The organism is Simplicispira sedimenti (genome assembly GCF_022760965.1).
GTDB classification, from domain to species: Bacteria; Pseudomonadota; Gammaproteobacteria; order Burkholderiales; family Burkholderiaceae_C; genus Simplicispira; species Simplicispira sedimenti.
On sequence record NZ_JAKVIJ010000009.1, the window covers coordinates 77,746 to 100,358 of the forward strand.

The window sequence follows — 22,613 nt, forward strand, 5'->3', positions numbered from 1 at the left end:
GGCGAGACCCGGCCAGCCAACTTCAAAAAACCAGCCGTCTCAGCCCCAGTGCCTACCAATCAAAAGCCAGAACATCAACTGGCCAGCAAGAAATCACCCAGCGCCCGCACTAGGCGCTCAGGCTGCTCGTGCACCAGCCAGTGCGACGCTCCTGCCACCTGCTGCAATTGCAGCTTTGGCACCCAGCCCGGCAGGCCGTCCAACAGGCCAGGCAACAGCGCAGGATCGTCCATGCCCCACAGCACCAGCGTAGGGACCGCCACCTCAAGCATGGACTCGGGCAGGCTCACCGCGGCAGCGCCAGGGTCGCCCTCGCGCGGCGGGCGCAGCGGGCTGGCGCGGTAGTAGTTGCAGGCGCCCGTCAAGCCCTGCTGCCACAGGGCGCGGTACTGCTGGCGCACTGCCTCGGTCAGCCAGGGAGGCGGCGTGCCGTCCGGGGCGTTGAAAAAGGCGAACAGGCGGCGGAAATCGTTCTCGGCCAGCAGCGCCTCGGCATCCGGGCGGCACAGGAAGTGCATGTACTGGCTGGCAGCCTGTTGTGCGGCGTTGTGTTGCAGCTCGCGCACAAAGGCGCCGGGATGGGGGGAGTTGACGATGGCCAGGCGGCGCAGCAGCTGCGGGTGCTGGTTGGCCAGGTTCCAGGCCAAGGCGCCGCCCCAGTCGTGCGCCACCAGGCATTCCAGGGGCGCGCCTTCGCCGCATTCGGCGGCAATCAGGGCGGCCAGGTCCTGCACCAGAAACTTGGGGCGGTAGGCCGCCACGTCCGTCGGGCTGCTGGATGCGCCAAAGCCCCGCAGGTAGGGCGCCACGCAGCGGTAGCCGCCGTGCGCGGGTTGGGCGAAATGATCGAGCAGGCCGTCCCAGATGAAGGCACCTTCGGGAAAGCCGTGCAGGAACAGCAGCACGGGCCGGCCGCGCTCACCAGCCGTGTGGCAGTGCAGGCGGGTGCCGTGGGGCAGGGTGATGTCGATATGAGCGCTCATGATGCTATAAAAATAATAGCTGCTAGCGCTTTATTTGTAAGCGCTGGCGGCCAGTTTCATTGCAAACCGCTGCGCCTGCCGATGCGCTGACTCAGTCGGAGCCAGCCTCGGTTGCGGGGTCGGCCTCGGGGTCGGTGCTGGCTTGGGTGTCGGCGGCCGGTGCCGGGTGGGCCCACTGCCACAGGAGCTGTGCGGTTTCTTCCACGCCCTGTTTCTTGAGCGCGGAGAACATCTTCACCTCGCCGCCGCCTGCTTGCAGTCGCGCAATCGACAGCGCCTTGGCCTGCTCGGCGCGCGTGAGCTTGTCGGCCTTGGTCAACAGCACCAGGAACTTCAGCCCTTCCTCGACACGCGGGCGCACCACTTCGAGCAGCGCCTCGTCCAGCTCGGTCAGGCCCAGGCGTGGGTCGCACAGCAGCACGATGCCGGTGAGGCTGGGGCGGCTGACGAGGTAGTTCACCATCACCTGTTGCCAGCGCACCTTGTCCGAGCGCGAGACGGCGGCGTAGCCGTAGCCGGGCAGGTCGGCCAGCACGGCGTCCGTCTGGTTCTGGCGGCCGAGCGAGAACAGGTTGATGTGCTGCGTGCGGCCGGGCTTCTTGGACGCGAAGGCGAGCTGCTTTTGCTGCGTCAGCGTGTTGATGCAGGTGGACTTGCCCGCGTTGGAGCGGCCCACAAAGGCGATCTCGGGCACATCGACGGCGGGCAGTTGGTGCAGTTGTGCCGCCGTGGTGAGGAAGCGCGCCGTGTGCATCCAGCCCAGGGCGGAGCGGGCGTCGCCGCTGGTGGCGGGGGCGTCGGTGGGGGGCGTGGAAACGGTGCGTGTCATGGATCAATTGGTGGGGGCGGAGTCGCATTGTAGAATCGCGGGGTTTTGCGCCACCATTAACAAGACCCCCGATATGAAGTTGCTAGCCCCCCTGCTCATGGCTGCCGCGCTGGCAGCGCCCGCCACCGCCGCCTTTGCTGCTGGTCCCGCGCCCGCCCAGGCCAAGCCCGACCTGGAAAAGGGTGCCGCCAGCTTTGGCACGGTCTGCGTGGCCTGCCACGCCGAAGACGGCAATGCCCCGTTGGCCGAAAACCCCAAGCTGGCCCAACAGCACCCTGAATACCTGGTCAAGCAGTTGCAGGAATTCAAGAGCGGCAAGCGCGAGAGCGCCGTCATGCAGGGCTTTGCTTCCATGCTCGAAGAGCAGGACATGAAGAACATTGCCGCCTGGCTGGCCACCAAGCCTGCCAAGCCCGGCGAAGCCACCGACAAGGCCCTGGTTGCACTGGGCGAGCGCATCTATCGCGGCGGCATTGCCGATCGCAACATCGCCGCTTGCGCTGCCTGCCACAGCCCCAACGGTGCCGGCATTCCTGCGCAGTACCCGCGCCTGGCGGGTCAGCATGCGGTTTACACCGAAACGCAGCTCAAGGCGTTCCGTGACGGCGTGCGCAAGAACAACCTCCAGATGACCGGCGTGGCAGCCAAGCTCAACGACCGCGAGATCAAGGCGGTGGCGGACTACATCGCCGGCCTGCGCTGATCCCCATCCCGCCCGGCCCCGCAGGGCCGGAGGGAACCAATTGCTGGACTACAAGCACTAAAGCGGGCGGGGCCATCCAAGGATGGTCCCGCCCTTTTTTTCATTCGGCGCTGCATACTCCCTTCCATGTCTGAAACCACCCAAGGCGTGCGCATCCGTACCGGCTCGCAGACGCTGCGCACCAGCATCGAACTGTTGTCCTCGATGCGTTTTGCCATTGCCTTGCTCACGGTGATCTGCATCGCCTCGGTGATCGGCACAGTCCTCAAGCAGCATGAGCCCACCATCAACTATGTGAACCAGTTCGGTCCGTTCTGGGCCCAGCTGTTTTCCACGCTGCAGCTCAACGCGGTGTACAGCGCCTGGTGGTTCCTGGTGATCCTGGCGTTCCTGGTCATCAGCACCTCGCTGTGCATCGTGCGCAACACGCCCAAGATTCTGGCGGACCTGCGCACCTACAAGGAAAACATCCGCGAACAGAACCTGCGTGCCTTTCACCACAAGGCCGAGGCCACGCTGGCGCAGGATGCTGCGACCGAAGCGCGGCGCATCGGCCAGATGCTGGCGGGCGGGGGCTGGAAGGTCAAGCTCCAGCAGCGCGACACCGCTGCGGGCCCCGGCACGGGCTGGATGGTGGCGGCCAAGGCCGGTGCGGCCAACAAGATTGGCTACATCGCAGCCCACAGTGCCATCGTGCTGATCTGCCTGGGGGGGCTGTTCGATGGCGACCTGGTCGTGCGCGCGCAGATGTGGTTCAACGGCAAGTCCACCTTTGCGGGTGGCGGCATGATTGCCGACGTGCCCGCCGCGCACCGGCTGGCGGCCACCAACCCCACCTTCCGGGGCAATCTGATGGTGACCGAGGGAACGCAGTCGAGCACGGCCATCCTGAGCCAGTCGGACGGCATTCTGGTGCAGGAGCTGCCGTTCTCGCTGGAGCTCAAGAAGTTCATCATCGAACACTACGAATCGGGCATGCCCAAGCTGTTCGCCAGCGACGTGGTCATCCACGACAAGGCCACGGGAGAGAAGACCGAGCAACGCATCGAGGTCAATCACCCTGCGCGTTTCAAGGGCATCGAGATCTACCAGTCGGGGTTCGACGACGGGGGCTCCTCGGTCACGCTCAGCGCCCTGCCCATGGTGCCCAAGGCCTCGGGTTTCGAAGTGCAGGGGGTGATTGGCGGCCGAGCCCAGCCGCTGAAGGACACGGGCGGCGAACCGCTGGCGCTGGAGCTGGTGTCCCTGCGCACCATCAACGTCGAAAATTTCAGCGACAGCGGGGAAAAGACCTCATCGGGCGCGGATGTGCGCAAGGTGGATCTGGGGGCATCCATCGGTGCGCGCATGGGCGCGGCCAACAAGACTGCGAAAAACAAAGACCTGCGCAATGTTGGCCCCAGCATCGGCTACAAGCTGCGTGATGCGGCAGGGCAGGCGCGGGAGTACCACAACTACATGCTGCCCGTGGACATGGGCGACGGCAATCCGCCGGTGTTCCTCCTGGGGGTGCGCGAGAGCCAGGCAGAAACCTTCCGCTACCTGCGTGTGCCTGTGGATGAGCAAGGGGGTATCGACGGTTTCATGCGCATGCGCCTTGCGCTGCAGGATCCGGCCGCGCGCGAGCAGGCCGTGCTGCGCTATGCGACCCAGGCCATGGAGGGTGGGCGCAAGGAAATGGTGGAGCAGCTGGCGCAGTCGGCGTCCCGCACACTGGCACTCTACGCCGGTGGCCCGGACGAGGATGGCCAGTACATCGGCGGCTTGCCCGCGATTGCCCGCTTCCTGGAAAAGAATGTCCCCGAGGCCGAACGCGAGCGGGCCAGCGAGGTGCTGGTGCGTATCCTCAACGGTGCCTTGTACGAACTGGCCCAGCTCACGCGCCAGCAGGCCGGACTCAAGCCGCTGGAGTCCAATGAGCAGACCCTGGCCTTCATGACGCAGATGGTGGTGGCCTTGAGCGATGCGCAGATCTACCCTGCGCCCGTGGTGCTGGCGCTCAAGGACTTCACACAGGTGCAGGCCAGCGTGTTTGAGGTGGCGCGCGCACCGGGCAAGAACATCGTGTATCTGGGCTGTGCCCTGCTGATCGTCGGCATCTTCGCCATGCTCTACATCCGCGAGCGGCGCGTCTGGGTCTGGGTCAAGCCACACGATGGGGGCGCGCACGCCACCATGGCGCTGTCCACCAACCGCAAGACAATGGATGGCGACCGCGAGTTCGCCCAACTGACCGAGAAACTCATCGGGGTCGCGCCGACGGCCCGCCATGGAGGCTCCACATGAACACCGCAACCACCACCACGGTGACCCTCAACGAGGGATTCTTCGCCCGCAGGAACTGGCTGGACTGGCTGTTTGCCGCCATCGTGGTGGCGGGCGGGCTGTTCGCGCTGCAGCGCTACGCAGCCTATATGGATGTGTACGAGAAAGGCATCCTGCTGGGCTCCATCCCCGGCGCGATCTGGTTGGGCTGGTTCTGGCGCCCGCTGCGCACCCTGATGCTGGTGGTGGCGGCGCTGTCGCTGATGGCCATCGGCCTTTACCAGCAGGACGGTGCAGGCAGTCTGGAGCGCGCCGAGGCGGTGTTCGGTCTCAAGTATTTCCTCTCCAGCCAGTCCGCCATCCTGTGGATGAGCGTGGTTTTCTTCATGAGCACGATCTTCTACTGGATCGGCATGTTCTCGCGCGGCGAGGGCAGCACCCTGTCGCTGCTGGGTTCGCGGCTGGCCTGGGTGGCGGTGGCCATGGCGCTGATCGGCACCATGGTGCGCTGGTATGAGAGCTACCTGCTGGGCCCTGACGTGGGCCACATTCCGGTGAGCAACCTCTACGAGGTGTTCGTGATGTTCTGCTGGATGACGGCGCTGTTCTACCTGTACTACGAGGAGCAGTACCAGACGCGCGCGCTGGGCGCCTTCGTGATGCTGGTGGTGAGCGCGGCCGTGGGTTTCCTGCTCTGGTACACCGTGGTGCGCGAGGCGCATGAGATCCAGCCGCTGGTGCCTGCGCTCAAGAGTTGGTGGATGAAGCTGCATGTGCCCGCCAACTTCATCGGCTATGGCACCTTCGCGCTGTCGGCCATGGTGGCTTTTGCCTACCTCATCAAGCAACAGGCGGGCGAGACGCGCTGGTACAAGCTGGCACCGCTGTGGCTGTTGGGCGTGGTGCTGTGCTTCGAGCCGCTGGTGTTCCGCCAGGGTTCCACCGAAGCGGGCAGTAGCTACTGGATGGTGTATTTCGGTGTGTCCGCGCTCATCGTCGGGGCCATTCTTGCGGGTCGCCGCCGCATTGGCGAGCGCCTGCCGTCCTTCGAGGTGCTCGACGACGTGATGTACAAGTCCATCGCCGTGGGCTTTGCCTTCTTCACCATTGCCACGGTGCTGGGCGCGCTCTGGGCCGCCGAGGCCTGGGGCGGCTACTGGAGCTGGGACCCGAAGGAAACCTGGGCACTGATCGTCTGGCTCAACTACGCCGCCTGGCTGCACATGCGCCTGATGAAGGGGCTGCGCGGCACGGTGTCGGCCTGGTGGGCGCTGGTGGGGCTGGTGGTGACCACCTTCGCCTTCCTCGGCGTCAACATGTTCCTCAGCGGGCTGCACAGCTACGGCAACCTGTGATGTAGGGTTTTGCACAGCCCTGGGCAACGCCCTGGTCTCCCGCGCTGTAACCTGCAGCGCTGGCGGTACGAATAGCCATGCAGGGCATCGTGCTGCTGCGATGCCGTCCACACCGCTGTTGGGAGTTCGCCATGTCTCGCTTGCACCGTGACCGAGGGTTCACGCACCCCATTCCTTCGGAAATCACCCCCCGTACCGTGTACGAGGAGCGTCGCCGCGTTTTGCAGACCCTGGCCCTGGGTGGCGCGGGGGCCGCGCTCGCGGCCTGGGCCGGGCGCGATGCGCTGGCGCAGGCCGCCACGCGCCCTGGCAAGCTGGCTGCTCTGGCTGCAGCCCCTTCGGCCGTGCCCGGCGCCAGCACGCTGGACAAGCCGACGTCCTACCAGGACGCCAGCACCTACAACAATTTCTACGAGTTCGGCACCGACAAGGCCGATCCTGCACGCAATGCCCATACGCTCAAGACCGACCCCTGGGCCGTGGAGGTGGAGGGGCTGGTGAAGAAACCGGGCAAGTACGCACTGGAAGATTTGCTGCGCCTCAACGCGCAGGAAGAGCGCATCTACCGCCTGCGGTGCGTGGAGGGCTGGTCGATGGTGATCCCCTGGGTCGGCTATTCGCTGTCTGAGCTGGTCCGGCGCGTGGAGCCGCTGGGCAGCGCGAAATATGTGGAGTTTTTGACCCTGGCGGACAAGGCGCGCATGCCTTTCCTGGGTTCGCGCGTGCTCGACTGGCCTTACGTTGAGGGCCTGCGCCTGGATGAGGCCATGCACCCGCTGACGTTGCTGGCTTTTGGCATGTATGGCGAGGTGCTGCCGAACCAGAATGGCGCGCCGGTGCGCCTGGTGGTGCCCTGGAAGTACGGATTCAAGAGCGCCAAGAGCATCGTGAAGATCCGCTTCACCGACAAGGAGCCCGCCACCGCCTGGAACAAGGCTGCACCGCAGGAGTACGGCTTCTATTCCAACGTGAACCCGTTGGTGGACCACCCGCGCTGGAGCCAGGCCACGGAGCGGCGCATTGGCGAGGATGGCTTGTTCGCCAAGAAGCGCAAGACCTTGATGTTCAACGGTTATGAAGCGCAGGTGGGTCAGCTCTATTCGGGGATGGACCTGCGCAAGTTCTTCTGAGCACCGGCCGGTCTGTGGCCATGAACAGGTTCTTGCTGCACTGGGCTGCCAAGCCCGTCGTGTTTCTCCTGGCGACGGGGCCGACCGTCTGGCTGGTGCTGGCTGCGGCGGCCAACCTGCTGGGCGCCAACCCTGCACAGGCGCTGATCCGCTCGCTCGGGGATTGGACGCTGCGCATGCTGTGCCTGGTACTGGCCGTCACGCCGCTGCGGGTGTGGACGGGCTGGTCCGCGCTGGCCCGGTTCCGGCGCATGCTTGGGCTGTTCGTATTCTTCTATGCGCTGCTGCACCTGCTGGCCTATGCCTGGTTCGACATGGGCTTCGACGGCGGCGAGACCCTGCGGGACATTGCCAAGCGGCCCTTCATCCTGGTGGGGGTGCTGGCATTCCTGCTGCTGGCCGTGTTGGCCGCGACCTCGTTTGATCGGGCGATCCGCGGGTTGGGTGGCAAACGCTGGCGTGCCTTGCACCGCGCGGTGTACGCCGTGGCGATCCTCGCGGTGCTGCACTTCTACTGGATGCGCGCTGGCAAGAACGACTTTGCCGAGGTGCTGGTTTATGGCGTCCTCCTCGCGATGCTGCTGGGCTGGCGCGTATGGCACCAGTGGCGCCGCCGCCGCATCGAGGCGGCGCAACGGCACGCCGTCAGTGCGCACTGATTGCTATATTATTGATAGCGCTTTGCGCTTATTGGATAAGCGCTAGAGCCATTTTTTATTAGGAATACGCCATCTGTGGTGCGGCACGCACCGGGCGAATCACTGGGTCGATGGCCGCGCTGGGCAACTGGTAGGAGCGGTCGTCGAACAGGTCCACGCCGCACATCAGGTTTTCGATCCAGTCGAGGAAATCAGCGATGGCCTGTGGACCCTGGATGGGGGCGCCGTGCTGCGGCACCAGCATGGAGATCTTGAGCTGGCGCACCATGCGGACCCACAGGCGCAACACCTTGTTCGACACCATGTAGCGGCGGTGGAAGGCTTCCATCAGCGGTATGTGGCTGGCCAGATCGGTGACGGGTCGCGCTGCCTGCGCCCCCGACATCATGGACACGCCCAGATCGCCGGTAAAAAGAATGCGGCTGACCGGGTCGTAGAAATGGAAATTGCCCTCGGAGTGCATGAAATGGGCTGGCAGCAGCCACAGTTCATTGTGTCCGAGCGGAAGGCGGCCACCCCTGTCAGGCACGCCGATGACGCGGTTTTCGGTCTTGCCCGCCTTGGTGAAGTGCGGGACAAAGCGCTCCCAGACCGTGGAGATGACCAGCTTGGCCTGGGTGCTCGACATCCAGCGGTCCAGCGACGCAATGATGTCCGGGTCGGCGTGCGAGGCGATCAGGTACGACAGGTTCTGGGGCGAGAAGTGCTTGGACATGCCCATGTACAACTCGTTGTACGCGAGATTGCCGCCCGGGTCGATGATGGCACCGGTTCCGCCGTCAACGATCAGAAACTGGTTGGCCTGTACAGCTTGCCCGTCTTCCTCGATGAGGTTGGTGAACATGTAGCAGGCATGGTGCTTGTCGCGGTAGAGTTCCAGTGGCATGTCGATGGTGCAGTGCGGAAAAACACCGACTGTACAGAAACCCTACTGCGAGTGCTTGATTGATATCAAGTGAATTCTCAGGGCAGCAGGCGCTCGTTCCGGAAGGTGTCCGCAGCGGTCTCGCGGGTACGGATCAGTTGGGCCTGGGTCCCATCCACCAGCACTTCGGCGGCTCGGCCGCGCGTGTTGTAGTTGCTGGACATCGCCATGCAATAGGCGCCCGCCGAGAGCACGGCCAGCAGATCACCTTGCTGAACCGCCAGGCTGCGGTCCCGGCCCAGCCAGTCACCGCTTTCGCACACCGGCCCAACGATGTCGTACTTCGTCGCAGCGCAGTCGGAGCGCGGCTGGAGCGGAACGATGGCGTGGAATGCCTGGTACATGGCAGGACGGGGAAGGTCGTTCATCGCTGCATCAACGATGCAGAAGTTCTTTTCCTCGCCAGGCTTGAGGTACAGGATTTCGGTGACGCAGAGGCCCGCGTTGCCGACCAGGGAGCGACCAGGCTCGATCAGGAACTCGCGCTGGCCAAAGCCGCGCGCATCGAGCTTGGCCAGCAGTTGGTGCCACAGGGCGTCGGCGGCGGGTGGCGTATCGCCGTTGTAGTCGATGCCTAGACCGCCACCGAAATCGATGTGGTGGATGGGGATACCCTCCGCCTCGATGGCCTGCACCAGGTCGAGCAGCCGGTCGGTTGCGTCGAGGTAGGGCGTGGCTTCGGTGATCTGCGAGCCGATATGGCAGTCGATGCCCACCACGCGCAAGCCTGGCAAAGAGGCCGCGTGCCGGTAGACCGCGACGGTGCGCTCGTGCGCAACCCCGAACTTGTTGCCCTTGAGCCCGGTGGAGATATACGGGTGGGTTTTGGGGTCCACGTTGGGGTTGACGCGGATGCTGACCGGGGCGGGACTGTCTTCGGCCAGCGCCACGGCGTTGAGCACCTCCAGCTCGGCCTCGCTCTCCACGTTGAAGCAGCGAATGCCTGCGCGCAGGGCCTGGCGCATTTCGGCGCGGGTTTTGCCCACGCCAGAAAAGATCACCTTGCCGGGATCGCCGCCTGCGGCCAGCACGCGGTCGAGTTCACCGCCTGAAACAATGTCAAAGCCGCAGCCCTGGCGCGCAAAGAACTGCAGCAGCGCGAGCGAAGAGTTGGCCTTCATGGCGTAGCAGATTTGCACCTTGCGGCCCGCAAAACCACGTTGGTAGGCGGCCAGTGCGTCGTGCATGGAGGCTTGCGAATACACAAACAGCGGCGTGCCGTATTGCTGTGCCAACGCGTGCACGGGGGCTCCCTCCACACACAGCTCGCCCTCGTGGTAGGCGATATGGGGGTGTCCGGGCAGGGTAGGTGTCGTCATGGTGTGGATTGGGAGGCAGTGGGGGCGGGAGAAGGAGCGGGCTGCGCGGGAGCGCTGGCCTGTGGCTGGGGCTTGGGCATGGGCAAATACAAGGGGCCGCGCTGACCGCAGGCCGCCAGGCTCGCCATGCCAACGACAAGGCTTAAGGCCCTCACTAGAATTTGGGGAGCTTTCAACATGCAGAAATTGTAATGACCGACCTTGAATACATGGACCGTGCCGAGCAGCTGCTCAAGGCTGTGGAGCGCAGCTGCGACCGCATCAATGACGACACCGACGCCGATGTGGACAACCAGCGTACTGGCGGAATGGTGACGTTGGTGTTTGCCAACCGCAGCCAGATCGTGGTCAACCTGCAAAAGCCCTTGCACGAGGTCTGGATGGCCGCACGCTCCGGAGGCTACCACTTTCGCTATGACGGTACCCAGTGGCTGGACACCAAAGGCGCTGGCGAGTTCTTCACCTGCCTGAGCCGCGAGGCCAGTACTCAGGCGGGGCAGTCGCTGGTGTTTGCCAGCGACTGAGGGGCGGCCACGCAACCCCGTCGTGGAGGCGCGGTGCGCTTCAGTTGCGGAACAGATCCAGGATCTGGTTTCGCTCCTCGGGCGCTGGGGCTTGGGCGGGCGAGCCCGGAGCGCCTGCCTCCAGGCCGAGGCTGGAGACGCCGGTGTTGCGTGCGTATTCTTCGTAGTACCACTCGCCCGCCACGTTCACCAATCCAGGCGGTACGGTGGGTTCCATGACCGGCACGCCCTTGAGGGCTTTTTCCATGTAGCTGATCCAGACCGGCAAGCTCAGGCCGCCGCCGGTTTCGCGACTCCCCAGGTTGCGAGGGGTGTCGTAGCCGATCCAGGTCACGGCCGCCACTGTGGGTTGGAATCCGGCGAACCAGGCGTCCCAGGCATCGTTGGTGGTGCCCGTCTTGCCGTAGAGGTCGGGTCGCTTGAGGGTGGCTTGTGCTCGGGCCGCCGTGCCGGAGCGGGTGACTTCCTGCAACAGGCTGTTCATCACAAAGGCGTTGCGTGCGTCGATGACGCGTTCGTTTTCCTCGGTCGCTGGCGGGGTGAACTCGGTCAGCAATTTGCCCTTGTGGTCGGTCACCCGTGTCACCAGCCATGGGTTCACGCGGTAGCCACCGTTGGCAAACACCGAATAGGCCACGGCCATTTGCATGGGTGTGACCGAACCGGCACCCAGGGCCATGGTCAGAAATGGGGGGTGCTTGTCCGCTTCAAAGCCAAAGCGCGTGGCCCATTCCTGGCCGTTGCGTGCGCCCACCGCCTGGAGGATGCGGATGGAGACCATATTCTTGGAGCGCGCCAGGGCCGAGCGCATGGTCATCGGGCCGTCGAACTTGCCGTCGTAGTTTTTGGGCTCCCAGGGTTTGCCACCAGTGAAGCCAGCGTCGAAGAACAGTGGCGCATCGTTGATGACCGTTGCGGGTGTGAAGCCTTTCTCCAGGGCAGCGGAGTAGATGAACGGTTTGAAGCTGGATCCGGGCTGACGCCAGGCCTGGGTGGCGTGGTTGAACTTGTTCTTGTCAAAGTCAAAGCCGCCTACCAGCGAGCGGATAGCCCCGTTGCGAGGGTCAACAGCCACCAGGGCGCCTTCTACTTCGGGGAGTTGGGTGGCCTCCCAGGTCTGCTTGGGAGTCTGAACCACCCGAATGATGGCGCCGCGACGGATCCGGATATTGGGTGGCGCCTTGTCGCTGAGTCCAGATTGCACTGGCTTGAGCCCATCGCCGGTGATTTCCAGGGTGTCGCCGTTGGGCCGCATGGCGACAATCTTCTTGGCGTTGGCTTCCAACACCATGGCAGACAGCACATCGCCGTTGTCAGGGTGGTCGGCCAGAAGGTCGTCGATGTTCTCTTCAAGATCGGCAGCATTGGCGGGGAGGTTGACGAACTTCTCCGGGCCTCGGTAGTGCTGCCTGCGCTCGTAGGTCATGATCCCCTGGCGCAAGGCCAGGTAAGCTGCATCCTGTTCTGCCGCATTGATGGTGGTGTACACGTTCAGGCCCCGTGTGTACGCCTCGTTGCCGTACTGTGCAAAGATCAACTGGCGCGCCATCTCGGCCACGTATTCGGCATGGACACGGGTGCTGTCGGTGTGGGTGCGGATTTTGAGCTTCTCCTCCCGGGCTTGCGCGGCCTCTTGGGCCGTAATGAAGCCGTTCTCCTCCATGCGATCAATGATGTGCAGCTGTCTTGCCCGTGCGCGCTTGTAGTTGCTGATCGGGTTGTATGCGGAAGGGGCCTTGGGCAACCCGGCGAGCATCGCTGCTTCGGCAATAGAAATGGATTGAAGCGGCTTACCAAAATATGCTTCTGAAGCTGCGGCAAATCCGTAGGCACGATTTCCCAGAAAAATCTGATTCATGTAGATTTCAAGAATCTGATCTTTGGTCAGAAAATGCTCTAACTTGAAAGTTAGTAATATTTCGTAAATTTTGCGTGTAATTGTTTTTTCCGAGGAAAGATACACATTCCGCGCTACCTGCATCGTGATGGTGGATGCGCCTTGGCTTTTCATCTTGCCCAGATTGGCCAGAACTGCACGCAGCATTCCCTTGTAGTCAACGCCCCCATGCTGGAAGAAGCGCGCGTCTTCAATGGCGAGAACGGCATCCTTCATGACCTTGGGAATCTCGGCGATGGGGGTCAGGTTGCGACGCTCCTCTCCGAACTCGCCCAGCAGAGCCCCCTCGGCAGAATAGACCCGCATGGGCAGCTTGGGCCGGTAGTCTGCCAAGTCAGAGATGTCCGGCAGATTCGGATAGGCCATGGCCAGTGCAATGGCAAGGCCCAGTGCCAAGGCGACTGCGCCAGCTGCAGCCACGCCGACAGCCCACGCCAACAACCGCAGCAGCCAGCGCAGCCAGCGCGGACGCGAAGAGGGGGATGATGGGGTGGAGGAGGTGGGTTGGGCTGGGGGCGGCATAACGCTCCAGGTGACAAAGGCGCCATTATAAAAATGGATGTCGTGTGGAAATGCACATCCAAGAAATGCAGGCTATTCAATACCTGTGCACTGGCGATGATGAGACGGATGTCGCGGCTGGGTGGTTCAAGAAGCGTCTGCTTTTGACAACGTTCAAACGGGACGAAAGCCGGAAAAGCCTTTGCTGGAGAAGTATCTTACTGATAGCATTCATGTGAAATGTTAAGTTTTGTTGTGTCGGGATGACAATTTTCAGGGGGCTATCTTGATCTCCACGGGATCTCTGTTCAGTCGCCAGCCTGCGCCGTTGCTGGGAATCGACATCAGTTCCTCTAGTGTCAAACTGGTTGAACTCGGGCGAGACAAGGCCGGCATGCTGGTGCTGGAACGTTGCGCCATTGAGCCGCTGGAGCGCGGCTGGATCACTGACGGCAACATCGAAAAATTCGATGAGGTCGCTGAGGCGGTACGCCGAGTGGTTAAGAAGAGCGGAACCAAAACCAAAAACGTAGCGATGGCACTGCCGCCCTCAGCGGTCATCACCAAAAAAATCGTGCTTCCTGCGGGCATGAGTGATCAGGAGCTTGAGGTTCAGGTTGAGTCTGAAGCCAACCAGTACATCCCATTCTCCCTGGATGAGGTCAGTCTCGATTTTTGCGTGATCGGTCCTTGCAAGAGTTCGCCCGGCGATGTGGATGTTCTGATCGCAGCCTCTCGCCGCGAAAAGGTGCAGGATCGGCAGGGCTTGGCCGAGGCTGCGGGGCTCAAGGCTGTCATCATCGATGTGGAGTCCTATGCCTCGCGCTTGGCGACGAGCCGCTTGATCGAGGGTTTGCCCAACAAGGGGGTGGACACCATGGTTGCCTTGTTCGAGGTGGGGGCGTTGACAACGAGCATGCAGGTCATACGGAACGATGAGGTTCTCTACGATCGAGATCAAGCCTTCGGTGGTGCGCAACTCACGCAGTTGATCGTGCGCCAATACGGCTTTTCGCCAGAGGAGGCCGAGAGCAAAAAACGCAATGGCGACTTGCCGGACGACTATGCAAGCGCCGTGCTGCGTCCATTCGTGGAAAGCCTCTCGCAGGAAATTGGCAGAGCCTTGCAGTTCTTCTTCACCAGCACTCCCCATAATCGCGTCGATCACATCATGCTTGCAGGTGGCTCGGCGCCCTTGCAGGGGCTCATTGAATCGGTGACACAGCACACCGGCTTCCCTTGCTCGGTTGTCAATCCGTTTGACGGCATGGAAATTGGGAGTTCCGTGCGAATGAAAAAAATGGTACGTGAGGCGCCCTCCTATCTGACGTCTTGCGGCTTGGCGATGCGGAGGTTTCTGCAGTGATTCTTATCAACCTTCTTCCCCACAGGGAGGCCGCGCGCAAGCGTCGGCGCGAAACGTACCAGGCCGCGATGCTTGGAGCGGCGATGGCGGGCCTGTTGATTGCAGGTGCAATCTATTGGTGGTTCCAGATGATGATCGAGAACCAGCAGGCCAACAACAATTTCCTGCAAAGCGAGATTCGGGTGCTGGAAGACCAAATCAAGGAGATTGCGACCATCGAAGAGGAAATCGCGGCATTGCGCGCTCGGCAAAAGGCAGTAGAAGATTTGCAGGCGGATCGCAATCTTCCCGTTCACTTGCTCAGTGAGTTGGTGGAGCAACTGCCGGATGGGGTGTATATCACCATGCTCAAGCAAACCAATCAGACGGTTGAGATGAAGGGCATGGCGCAGTCCAATGAACGGGTGTCGGAGTTGTTGCGCAACTTGTCGAATAACACGCCTTGGCTCTCCAAGCCGGAGCTGGTGGAGATCGTTGCCAAGAACGTTGCTTTGACTCCGCGCGACTTGCGCCGGGCTTCCGAATTCAATCTGCGCTTTCAATTGGTTCGCTCTAGCGAGGCCAAGAAGGCGATGGAAACCGCCAGCGCGGCAGGGAAGTAAGCGATGGCCAAGACCAAAACACCCAAGATCGATATGGCGCAGTTGCAGGAGCAGCTGCAACGCCAATTCACCAACCTGGATACCAAGGATCCTTCACTGTGGCCCATACTGCCACGCATTCTGCTCTGCCTCTTCATTGCGGCGGCGGTTGCAGTCGCTTTGTGGTATGTCAAGTTGACGGACTACCAAGCCGAGTTGGAAGCTGAGCGCGCCAAAGAGCTTAGCTTGCGTGAAGACTACAAGAAAAAGTTACAAAAAGCTGTAAGCCTCGATTTGTTGAAGAAGCAGCGGGAGCAGGTTCAGCAGTACGTTTTGCAGATGGAAAAACAACTGCCCAGCAAGGCGGAAATGTCTGCGTTGCTCTCGGATATCAACCAAGCTGGCTTGGGGCGGAGCCTCCAATTCGAACTTTTCAAGCCGGGGCAGGTGGTGGTGCGCGAGTACTACGCAGAGTTGCCGATTTCCATTCGTGTCACTGGGCGTTATCACGACATGGGGGCCTTTGCCTCTGATGTGGCTCACCTCTCCCGAATCGTGACTCTCAATGACGTTGCCATCAGCGTTCCGGCGAAGGACAAGGAGAAGTTTGCCGGGAGTCTGGTTTTGGATGCGACGGCGCGCACTTTCCGGTATTTGGATAACGAGGAGGTGCAGGCCCAGCGAGCCGCAGCGAAGGATCCGAAAGGGGCTAAGAAATGACATTACCTCGGATCGCATCAGTTTCCTTAGTCTTGCTTGCCTTGGGCGGATGCTCTGCTTCGGGTGAGGATGAGTTGCGGGAGTGGATGGCCAGTGAGCGTGCGCAGGCGAGGCCACGTGTGACGCCGTTGACAGAGCCGAAACAGTTCCAGCCAGTGGGTTATGAAGTCAACTCTGAGATGGATCCGTTTGATCCAATGAAACTTACCCAAGCCTTGCGCAGAGAATCGGCACAGATGGCTTCCAATGCAGCGCTCATTGCGCCGGAATTGGCTCGTCGAAAAGAACCATTGGAGGCCTTCCCCTTGGATGCGATCTCTATGGTGGGCAGTTTGAACAAGGAGGGTAAGCCCACCGCGCTTATCAAAGTGGACAAGCTGCTGTATCAGGTGCAGGCAGGAAATTACCTGGGACAGAATTACGGGCGAATTGTCGCCATCAACGAAACGTCCGTCCAACTGCGCGAAATTGTGCAGGACCCGGCAGGGGACTGGATTGAACGCACCACATCGCTCGAGTTGCAGGAGGAGGCGAAAAAATGAATCAGCATAAGGTTGCAGTAATGAAATGGATGCACCAGGGCGTCTTGGCGTCGGCTGCGGTGTTGTGCTCCACTGCCTCTTGGGCGCAGGCCGCCATTGAGGCAGTCACTGGATCTATCCAGGGAGGGGCGGAAGTCGTTCGTATTGACTTGTCCGAGCCAATGGCTAGTGTTCCCAATGGATTCGCCACTCAATCTCCAGCGCGCATTGCATTGGATTTTCCTGGCGCTATCAACGCAATGGGGCGTTCGGCAGTCGAAGTAAATCAGGGAAATCTCAAGTCGGTCAACGTCGTTCAGGCTGGGGGTCGATCCAGAGTTGTATTGAATCTCAAACAGCCGACTACTTACCGAGCGGAACTGCAGGGAAAAGCCGTCTTGATTCAATTGGATCCAGTAGCTGCGGTTGCTGCAGCTCAGGCGCCACAAGCAGCCGTTTTCGCCGAGAGCGGGCATTCCGATGTGCTGCCCATCAAGGATGTGGATTTTCGCAGGGGGGCTGATGGTGCTGGGCGGGTGGTCATTGGCTTGGCCAACAACCAAGTAGGCGTCGATCTTCGGCAGCAGGGCAAGGGTCTGACCGTTGAGTTCATCCGCTCATCATTGCCTGAAGGGCTGCGCCGTCGTTTGGATGTTGCTGATTTTGGGACTCCCATTCAGTCAGTTACCACTACTCAACAAGGCGATAAGGTTCGGATGGTGATCGAGCCGGTGGGAGAGTGGGAGCACTCTGCATACCAGAGTGACAACCAGTTTGTGGTGGAGGTACGCCAGAAAAAGGTGGATCTGAACAAACTCACCCAAGGGCCTGGCTATAGCACGGAGAAGCTGTCGCTGAACTTTCAAAACATTGATCTGCGCTCATTGTTGGCCGTGTTTGCTGATTTCACAAACATTAACATCGTGACATCTGACACGGTGACGGGCGCAATGACGCTGCGTTTGCAGGACGTTCCATGGGATCAAGCGCTCCAGATCATCATGGAAGCCAAGGGCTTGGGGATGCGCAAGACAGGCAATGTACTGTGGATTGCTCCCAAGGATGAAATTGACGATCGCATGAAGAAGGACTTCGAAGCGGCGCAAACCATTCAAAAACTGGAGCCCTTGCGCACCCAGGCGTTTCAACTCAACTATGCCAAAGCCGTCGATATGGTGGCACAGATCACTACCACCAGTGGCAGCTCTGGAAGTACCAGCAATCGCTTCCTGTCTGAACGTGGGACGGCTATTGCTGAGCCACGCACTAACCAAATTTTTGTGACGGATACTCCGACCAAGCTCGAAGAGGTGCGGCAATTGTTGGCCTCTCTCGATGTGCCGGTGAGGCAGGTGATGATCGAGGCGCGCATCGTAGAGGCGTCGGACACCTTTGGTCGATCGCTGGGCGTGCGTCTTGGCGCAACAGATCTGCGTGCCAACAGGGGGGGGACCGGTGGCTATGCACTCAGTGGTGATAATCGGGTTGGCTTTGGGACAGGTTACAGCAACGCAGTTGCGTCGACTGGTGCAGGAGGCTTGGTCAATACGTTGGGAAATTTTGTCAATTTGCCTGCTCAATCAATCGGCGGTTACGATCCAGGCAGCTTTGCAATCTCCATTTTTAATTCCGCGGCCAATCGTTTTCTTAATTTGGAAATTTCTGCACTGGAGGCTGATGGAAAGGGTAAGGTGGTTTCGAGTCCACGTGTTGTGACTGCGGACCAAACCAAGGCAGAAATCGAGCAAGGTACCGAATTTCCTTACCCGGTAACAGCGCCCAATGGTGCAACGGTGATCGCTTTCAAGAAGGCGGTCTTGAAACTGGAAGTTCTTCCTCAGATCACCCCTGAAGGCAACATCATCATGGATCTGGTGGTCAACAAAGACAGCCCTGGTGAGATTTTGCAAAACGTTCGCGCCATCAATACTAAGCGCGTGAAGACGCAAGTGCTCGTGGAGAATGGAGGGACTGTGGTCATTGGTGGTATTTTTGAGATTGAGGAGACCGATGGTGAAACCAAGGTACCATTTCTTGGCGATGTGCCGGTGGTAGGAAATCTCTTCAAAACCACTAACAAAGAGAGCAAAAAGCGGGAGATGCTAGTTTTTATCACTCCCAAGGTAATCACGGACCGCGTTTCGGTGCGTTGATGGTTTAACTGTGATAGGAAAAAAAATGCGGAAATTATTAAAATTTCTGGCGCTGCCACTCGTGGCTGCTTTGACGGCGTGCGGCGGCGGCGGTGGAAGTCCGGGTGAGACGAACTTGCCTTATACGATCAAGCTGACTACCGCGAAGAGTCAGTTGCCTATTAATATAGGCAACGAAATCGCAAGCACGGGTGCCTATGCGCGATTCACCACGACACTCTATGTCGAGGCTCGCACTGGAAACACGGCGATTCCTGGGGGGGAGGATATATTTGCCTGCAATGTAGCGGGTGGGCTGGATTCTGGAGCGCTCTATTACCTTGATGGCAAGGAAGAGCACATGGTCGAAGTAGATGATGGCAAGGGTGGGAAAGTCAAGGTTCCAGCTGCCTATCGAAGCATTGTGCTTGGCTCCAATGCCGGGGGCGCTTCGTTCCATTTCCATGCTGGAGATAAAGCAGGTACTGCTCGCATCACTTGTTCGGTGACGAATCCTGCAGATAAGCGAGTATCCACTGCCAGTGTGGATATTGTCGTTGGTGCTGTGACAGGTAATCCTGCAAATGTGATTGGAACGGCGCAGGCGCCCGGTTACTTGGGTTCCAGGGAGAACAGTGCGAACATTCGCAACAATGTGGCTATTTCTGCCCTTGTCATGGATGATGCAAATCAGCCGGCGCCTGCGCCCGCAGCCGCAAACGTTCAAGTGAGCATCCGACCATTTGGCGCGTCTTCAGGTGCGCGTCTGATTTCCGGGAGCCAGTCTGGAAGCGTGTTACAAGTCAAGACAATTGGTGGAGAGGCTCAGTTTTCGCTGTCCAGTGGGCCAAACAGCGGTGTGATTCTGCTGGAGATGGTGGCAGATCGTAGTGACAACAACGTGAGCAATGGCATTCAGGATCCCATTATGCAATTGCTCGCTGTACCTGTAGTGGATAACATTGCAAGTGGTTCGTTGGCGATTTCAGACGCCACCATCACTGTGGTTAACAATGTTCCATCTGCATATGCACTTTCGGCATCGGGAGGATTGCCTCCTTACACATGGAGCGCATTGGGTGGTTTGCCTGCAGGGCTCACACTCAGTTCATCTGGGGTCATCAGTGGTACCGTATCTATTGAGCCAGGGGATTACAACGTAGTTGTACAGGTGACCGACTCTTCTGGTGCTACGGTTGTTCGCAACATGAAAGTTACAGTTTCGGGCGCGTTGCCTACTCCAGCACCAACGCCGACGCCAACTCCAGCTGCTCTTTCAATCGTATTGGCTGGTTGCGCTGGTGACGCGAACACGACCTGTGCCTTGCCAGGTGCGACGGTGGCTACACCCTTTCTTTATGCTTTGACGGCCACCGGTGGTGACACTACCAAGCCGGTTACATGGACGGCTAACCCGACTCCTCCAGCCGGTTGGTTGACTTTGTCAGCAGCCGGCAATAATGGGGTGCTAAGTGGAACTTGTCCTGCACCAGGGGTTCACGTATTTTTCATCACTGCCACAAGAGACACACAGTCTGATACGAGAAAAGTATCTATCACTTGTACTTGAAAATCTTAGGTGCTGTTAGTGTTTTAGCGAGCCCCTCGCTTTGCGAGGGGCTCGTTCGCTTGCGGGCTTTGCAGGCTCCTGAAATACTGGTTTGCCCATCGGCAGCCAAAAGCATCGATCGCTTAAAACGGCCTACAAGCGATTTTTTGGAACCCAGCAAGCGGTGAGGCACTCTCAAGGTCGCCGTTTTTCGAGTTTTACAGCAGTATTTCAGTAGCCTGTTAGTGATGATTGGCATTGCGAATGTGCCGAATGGAATTTCGTTAGATAAATTTGTGTATTTAAGTGATTTTCGGGGTTAATTAAGTGCAGTCGATAAATATTGAACTTGGCAGCCACAGTTATCCGATAATGATTGGGGGAGCATTCGCTCGCGCCTTCGAAGATTACGGCGAATTGCCGCATGCCAGCCAAGTGGTGGTTGTTACCAACCATGTCGTCGCCCAACTTTACGTAGTTCAGTTGGTAGCAGCACTCAAGGCGCGCTACCAAGTCGTTCACATTGTCAAACTCCCCGACGGCGAAGAACACAAGAACTGGCAAACGCTGAATCTCATCTTTGACGCCTTGCTGAAGCACGGATGCGACCGCAAGACGGTTCTCTTTGCCTTGGGCGGCGGGGTGATTGGCGACATGACCGGTTTTGCAGCCGCCTGCTACATGCGTGGTGTTCCGTTTGTGCAGGTTCCGACCACCTTGCTGGCGCAAGTGGACTCATCGGTGGGCGGCAAAACCGGCATCAATCATCCCTTGGGAAAGAACATGATCGGGGCGTTCTATCAGCCCCGTCTGGTGGTATGCGACCTTGCTACCTTGGATACCTTGCCCGAGCGAGAGCTTTCAGCGGGCTTGGCGGAAGTCATCAAGTACGGTCCTATCGCCGATATGGAGTTCATGGCTTGGCAAGAGGCCTCCATGGACGCCTTGCGTGCCCGTGACCGCACGGCATTGGCGCATGCAGTACGGCGTAGCTGTGAGATCAAGGCCTGGGTGGTCGGGCAGGATGAGCGTGAGTCAGGCCTGCGTGCCATTCTCAATTTTGGGCATACGTTTGGTCATGCCATCGAGGCGGGAATGGGCTACGGCGTGTGGCTCCATGGTGAAGCGGTGGGTGCTGGCATGGTGATGGCTGCCGAGCTGTCGCTGCGCATGGGTCTGGTGGACGAGAAGTTTGTTCTGCGGCTGCGCAACTTGATCCAGCGGGCCGGCCTGCCTGTCAAAGCGCCGGTGCTGGATCCTTCAGACAATGCGGGGCGCTACCTAGAACTCATGCGTGTCGACAAAAAGGCAGAGTCTGGCGAGATTCGATTTGTGCTGATTGATGGTCCGGGCAAGGCGGTATTGCGTTCGGCGCCCGATGCCTTGGTGCGAGAAGTCATCGATGCATGCTGGTGATGCGAAAAGTGCCAGCCTTTCGGACCGCTTGAGCAAGCAAGGCATGCGGTATGCATGAGGCAGGCTTGGCTGCCTATGCGTGCGATCCGGCGCAATCGCGTGGACGCAGGTACTGGGAGGAGCCCGCGCCAACGCGCACGCCTTTTCAGCGGGATAGGGACAGAATTGTCCATTCGACGGCGTTCCGGCGCCTGGTGTACAAAACACAGGTCTTCTTGAACCATGAGGGCGATCTGTTTCGCACCCGGCTGACCCACTCCATTGAGGTGGCTCAATTGGGCCGCTCGATCGCGCGCTCACTGAGCCTCAATGAGGATTTGGTGGAAGCGATCTGCCTGGCGCACGATCTGGGGCATACGCCCTTTGGCCACGCAGGGCAGGATGCACTTCATGCCTGCATGGCAGAGTTCGGTGGGTTTGAGCACAACCTGCAAAGCCTGCGCGTGGTCGATTGGCTGGAGCGGCGTTATCCCCAATTCGATGGCCTGAACCTGTGTTTTGAAACGCGGGAGGGCATTCTCAAGCATTGTTCCCAGGCAAATGCCAGGGCGCTGGAAGCGCAGGAGCCCGGTGGTGTGGGCGCCCGTTTTCTATTGCGTCAGCAGCCCAGTTTGGAGGCGCAGTTGTGCAACCTGGCTGATGAGATTGCGTATAACGCGCACGATATCGATGATGGCGTGCGCTCGGGTCTCATTTCGATGGAGCAGTTGCAAAGCATTCCTCTGTTCGAGTCGCACCGGCTCCAGGCGCTCGCTGAATATCCGGCATTGGCACGTTTGGAGTCGCAACGCCGCTTGTTGTACGAAGCCATCCGACGCATGCTCAGTGCACAGGTGTATGACGTCATCGAAGCCACCCGGCATGCCTTGCAGACCCAGGGCCCCAAGCATGTGGACGAGGTACGAGCCATGCCCTTGCTGGTGCGCTTCAGCGAAGAGATGCACGGGCAGTCCCTCGCGCTCAAACGTTTCTTGTTTGCCAACCTGTATCGTCATCCGCAGGTGGTTGAAACCACCAACAGCGCGCGACAAGTGGTGCGAGATCTCTTTGCTTTCTACATGCAGAAGCCCCAGGCCATGAAGCCCATCTTCGCGCAGCGCTGGGACGAGGCTGTCGGGCCCTCGGACCGTGCGCGGGTTGTGGCAGACTTCATCGCTGGCATGACCGACCGCTACGCGGTGAAGGAGCATGAGCGTCTGACCGGCCAGCGTCTGCTGGGCTGATGTTCACCAGCCAAG

The 22,613-nt window shown here is 60.1% G+C and carries 20 protein-coding genes; 14 read left to right on the forward strand and 6 right to left on the reverse strand.

All coding sequences use genetic code 11. The features are described from left to right. Positions 1-74 precede the first annotated feature (74 nt). Together MJ602_RS11160 and yihA are read right to left on the reverse strand one after the other, a co-directional pair. Entirely contained in the window at positions 75-983 is a 909-nt protein-coding gene (locus MJ602_RS11160; RefSeq protein WP_243020891.1) for an alpha/beta fold hydrolase, read from the reverse strand. A gap of 91 nt (positions 984-1,074) precedes the next feature. Continuing rightward, positions 1,075-1,812 (reverse strand): ribosome biogenesis GTP-binding protein YihA/YsxC, encoded by a 738-nt coding sequence (gene yihA, locus MJ602_RS11165; protein WP_243020892.1) that lies wholly within the window; start codon positions 1,810-1,812, stop codon positions 1,075-1,077. Positions 1,813-1,885: 73 nt separating this feature from the next. Between yihA and MJ602_RS11170 the strand changes: the two genes are divergently transcribed. From MJ602_RS11170 to MJ602_RS11190, 5 genes are all read left to right on the forward strand, one after another. Beyond that, complete coding sequence (locus MJ602_RS11170; RefSeq protein WP_243020893.1) at positions 1,886-2,515, forward strand: c-type cytochrome; 630 nt, start codon at positions 1,886-1,888, stop codon at positions 2,513-2,515. A 126-nt stretch (positions 2,516-2,641) separates the two neighbouring features. Further along, positions 2,642-4,801: a cytochrome c biogenesis protein ResB gene (locus MJ602_RS11175; RefSeq protein WP_243020894.1), complete on the forward strand. Its 2,160-nt coding sequence runs from the start codon at positions 2,642-2,644 to the stop codon at positions 4,799-4,801. Further along, positions 4,798-6,135, forward strand: a complete 1,338-nt coding sequence (gene ccsB, locus MJ602_RS11180) for a c-type cytochrome biogenesis protein CcsB (protein ID WP_243020895.1) — start codon at positions 4,798-4,800, stop codon at positions 6,133-6,135. Before MJ602_RS11175 ends, ccsB begins: the two co-directional genes overlap by 4 nt. Before the next feature lie 131 nt (positions 6,136-6,266). After that, positions 6,267-7,265, forward strand: a complete 999-nt coding sequence (gene msrP / locus MJ602_RS11185) for a protein-methionine-sulfoxide reductase catalytic subunit MsrP (RefSeq protein ID WP_243020896.1) — start codon at positions 6,267-6,269, stop codon at positions 7,263-7,265. Between the two features lie 20 nt (positions 7,266-7,285). Beyond that, positions 7,286-7,924 (forward strand): protein-methionine-sulfoxide reductase heme-binding subunit MsrQ, encoded by a 639-nt coding sequence (locus tag MJ602_RS11190; RefSeq protein WP_243020897.1) that lies wholly within the window; start codon positions 7,286-7,288, stop codon positions 7,922-7,924. Between the two features lie 58 nt (positions 7,925-7,982). Here the strand turns inward: MJ602_RS11190 and MJ602_RS11195 are convergent, their stop codons facing one another. The 3 genes from MJ602_RS11195 to lptM all read right to left on the reverse strand — a co-directional run bounded on the left by MJ602_RS11195 (position 7,983) and on the right by lptM (position 10,347). Further along, positions 7,983-8,810, reverse strand: a complete 828-nt coding sequence (locus tag MJ602_RS11195) for an oxygen-binding di-iron domain-containing protein (RefSeq protein WP_243020898.1) — start codon at positions 8,808-8,810, stop codon at positions 7,983-7,985. A gap of 77 nt (positions 8,811-8,887) precedes the next feature. After that, entirely contained in the window at positions 8,888-10,168 is a 1,281-nt protein-coding gene (gene lysA / locus MJ602_RS11200) for a diaminopimelate decarboxylase (protein ID WP_243020899.1), read from the reverse strand. Beyond that, positions 10,165-10,347, reverse strand: a complete 183-nt coding sequence (gene lptM / locus MJ602_RS11205; RefSeq protein ID WP_279236158.1) for an LPS translocon maturation chaperone LptM — start codon at positions 10,345-10,347, stop codon at positions 10,165-10,167. Before lptM ends, lysA begins: the two co-directional genes overlap by 4 nt. 12 nt (positions 10,348-10,359) lie before the next feature. Between lptM and cyaY the strand changes: the two genes are divergently transcribed. Next, complete coding sequence (gene cyaY, locus MJ602_RS11210) at positions 10,360-10,692, forward strand: iron donor protein CyaY (protein ID WP_162015296.1); 333 nt, start codon at positions 10,360-10,362, stop codon at positions 10,690-10,692. Positions 10,693-10,732: 40 nt separating this feature from the next. Here the strand turns inward: cyaY and MJ602_RS11215 are convergent, their stop codons facing one another. Next, positions 10,733-13,111 carry a penicillin-binding protein 1A gene (locus tag MJ602_RS11215; protein WP_243020901.1) on the reverse strand — a complete coding sequence of 793 codons (2,379 nt, stop codon included), beginning with the start codon at positions 13,109-13,111 and terminating at the stop codon, positions 10,733-10,735. A 265-nt stretch (positions 13,112-13,376) separates the two neighbouring features. Here MJ602_RS11215 and MJ602_RS11220 point away from each other — a divergent pair, with 265 nt between their 5' ends. From MJ602_RS11220 to MJ602_RS11255, 8 genes are all read left to right on the forward strand, one after another. Further along, positions 13,377-14,456: a pilus assembly protein PilM gene (locus MJ602_RS11220; RefSeq protein ID WP_162015298.1), complete on the forward strand. Its 1,080-nt coding sequence runs from the start codon at positions 13,377-13,379 to the stop codon at positions 14,454-14,456. Further along, positions 14,453-15,058: a PilN domain-containing protein gene (locus MJ602_RS11225; protein ID WP_162015299.1), complete on the forward strand. Its 606-nt coding sequence runs from the start codon at positions 14,453-14,455 to the stop codon at positions 15,056-15,058. Before MJ602_RS11220 ends, MJ602_RS11225 begins: the two co-directional genes overlap by 4 nt. Before the next feature lie 3 nt (positions 15,059-15,061). Further along, positions 15,062-15,757, forward strand: coding sequence for a type IV pilus inner membrane component PilO (locus MJ602_RS11230; protein WP_243020902.1), 696 nt, complete (start codon positions 15,062-15,064; stop codon positions 15,755-15,757). Beyond that, the gene (locus MJ602_RS11235; RefSeq protein ID WP_162015301.1) at positions 15,754-16,299 is read left to right on the forward strand and encodes a pilus assembly protein PilP; all 546 of its coding nucleotides are present in this window, start codon (positions 15,754-15,756) and stop codon (positions 16,297-16,299) included. Before MJ602_RS11230 ends, MJ602_RS11235 begins: the two co-directional genes overlap by 4 nt. A 29-nt stretch (positions 16,300-16,328) precedes the next feature. Further along, positions 16,329-18,431: a type IV pilus secretin PilQ gene (locus MJ602_RS11240; protein WP_423246705.1), complete on the forward strand. Its 2,103-nt coding sequence runs from the start codon at positions 16,329-16,331 to the stop codon at positions 18,429-18,431. A 25-nt stretch (positions 18,432-18,456) separates the two neighbouring features. Then, positions 18,457-19,980, forward strand: coding sequence for an Ig domain-containing protein (locus tag MJ602_RS11245; RefSeq protein WP_243020903.1), 1,524 nt, complete (start codon positions 18,457-18,459; stop codon positions 19,978-19,980). Positions 19,981-20,331: 351 nt separating this feature from the next. After that, the gene (gene aroB / locus MJ602_RS11250) at positions 20,332-21,375 is read left to right on the forward strand and encodes a 3-dehydroquinate synthase (RefSeq protein WP_243020960.1); all 1,044 of its coding nucleotides are present in this window, start codon (positions 20,332-20,334) and stop codon (positions 21,373-21,375) included. A gap of 50 nt (positions 21,376-21,425) precedes the next feature. Beyond that, a complete protein-coding gene (locus tag MJ602_RS11255; protein ID WP_243020904.1) occupies positions 21,426-22,598 on the forward strand; it encodes a deoxyguanosinetriphosphate triphosphohydrolase in 1,173 nt (390 codons plus the stop codon). Positions 22,599-22,613: the final 15 nt, after the last annotated feature.

Coding starts and splice junctions, on each gene's coding strand:
- MJ602_RS11255 (WP_243020904.1), top strand. CDS start 21,426: ATGCATGAGGCAGGCTTGGCTGCCTATGCGTGCGATCCGGCGCAATCG.
- MJ602_RS11245 (WP_243020903.1), top strand. CDS start 18,457: ATGCGGAAATTATTAAAATTTCTGGCGCTGCCACTCGTGGCTGCTTTG.
- yihA (WP_243020892.1), bottom strand. CDS start 1,812: ATGACACGCACCGTTTCCACGCCCCCCACCGACGCCCCCGCCACCAGC.
- MJ602_RS11190 (WP_243020897.1), top strand. CDS start 7,286: ATGAACAGGTTCTTGCTGCACTGGGCTGCCAAGCCCGTCGTGTTTCTC.
- ccsB (WP_243020895.1), top strand. CDS start 4,798: ATGAACACCGCAACCACCACCACGGTGACCCTCAACGAGGGATTCTTC.
- MJ602_RS11195 (WP_243020898.1), bottom strand. CDS start 8,810: ATGCCACTGGAACTCTACCGCGACAAGCACCATGCCTGCTACATGTTC.
- MJ602_RS11240 (WP_423246705.1), top strand. CDS start 16,329: ATGCACCAGGGCGTCTTGGCGTCGGCTGCGGTGTTGTGCTCCACTGCC.
- MJ602_RS11175 (WP_243020894.1), top strand. CDS start 2,642: ATGTCTGAAACCACCCAAGGCGTGCGCATCCGTACCGGCTCGCAGACG.
- lysA (WP_243020899.1), bottom strand. CDS start 10,168: ATGACGACACCTACCCTGCCCGGACACCCCCATATCGCCTACCACGAG.
- msrP (WP_243020896.1), top strand. CDS start 6,267: ATGTCTCGCTTGCACCGTGACCGAGGGTTCACGCACCCCATTCCTTCG.
- MJ602_RS11230 (WP_243020902.1), top strand. CDS start 15,062: ATGGCCAAGACCAAAACACCCAAGATCGATATGGCGCAGTTGCAGGAG.
- MJ602_RS11160 (WP_243020891.1), bottom strand. CDS start 983: ATGAGCGCTCATATCGACATCACCCTGCCCCACGGCACCCGCCTGCAC.
- cyaY (WP_162015296.1), top strand. CDS start 10,360: ATGACCGACCTTGAATACATGGACCGTGCCGAGCAGCTGCTCAAGGCT.
- aroB (WP_243020960.1), top strand. CDS start 20,332: ATGATTGGGGGAGCATTCGCTCGCGCCTTCGAAGATTACGGCGAATTG.
- MJ602_RS11215 (WP_243020901.1), bottom strand. CDS start 13,111: ATGCCGCCCCCAGCCCAACCCACCTCCTCCACCCCATCATCCCCCTCT.
- MJ602_RS11170 (WP_243020893.1), top strand. CDS start 1,886: ATGAAGTTGCTAGCCCCCCTGCTCATGGCTGCCGCGCTGGCAGCGCCC.
- MJ602_RS11235 (WP_162015301.1), top strand. CDS start 15,754: ATGACATTACCTCGGATCGCATCAGTTTCCTTAGTCTTGCTTGCCTTG.
- lptM (WP_279236158.1), bottom strand. CDS start 10,347: ATGTTGAAAGCTCCCCAAATTCTAGTGAGGGCCTTAAGCCTTGTCGTT.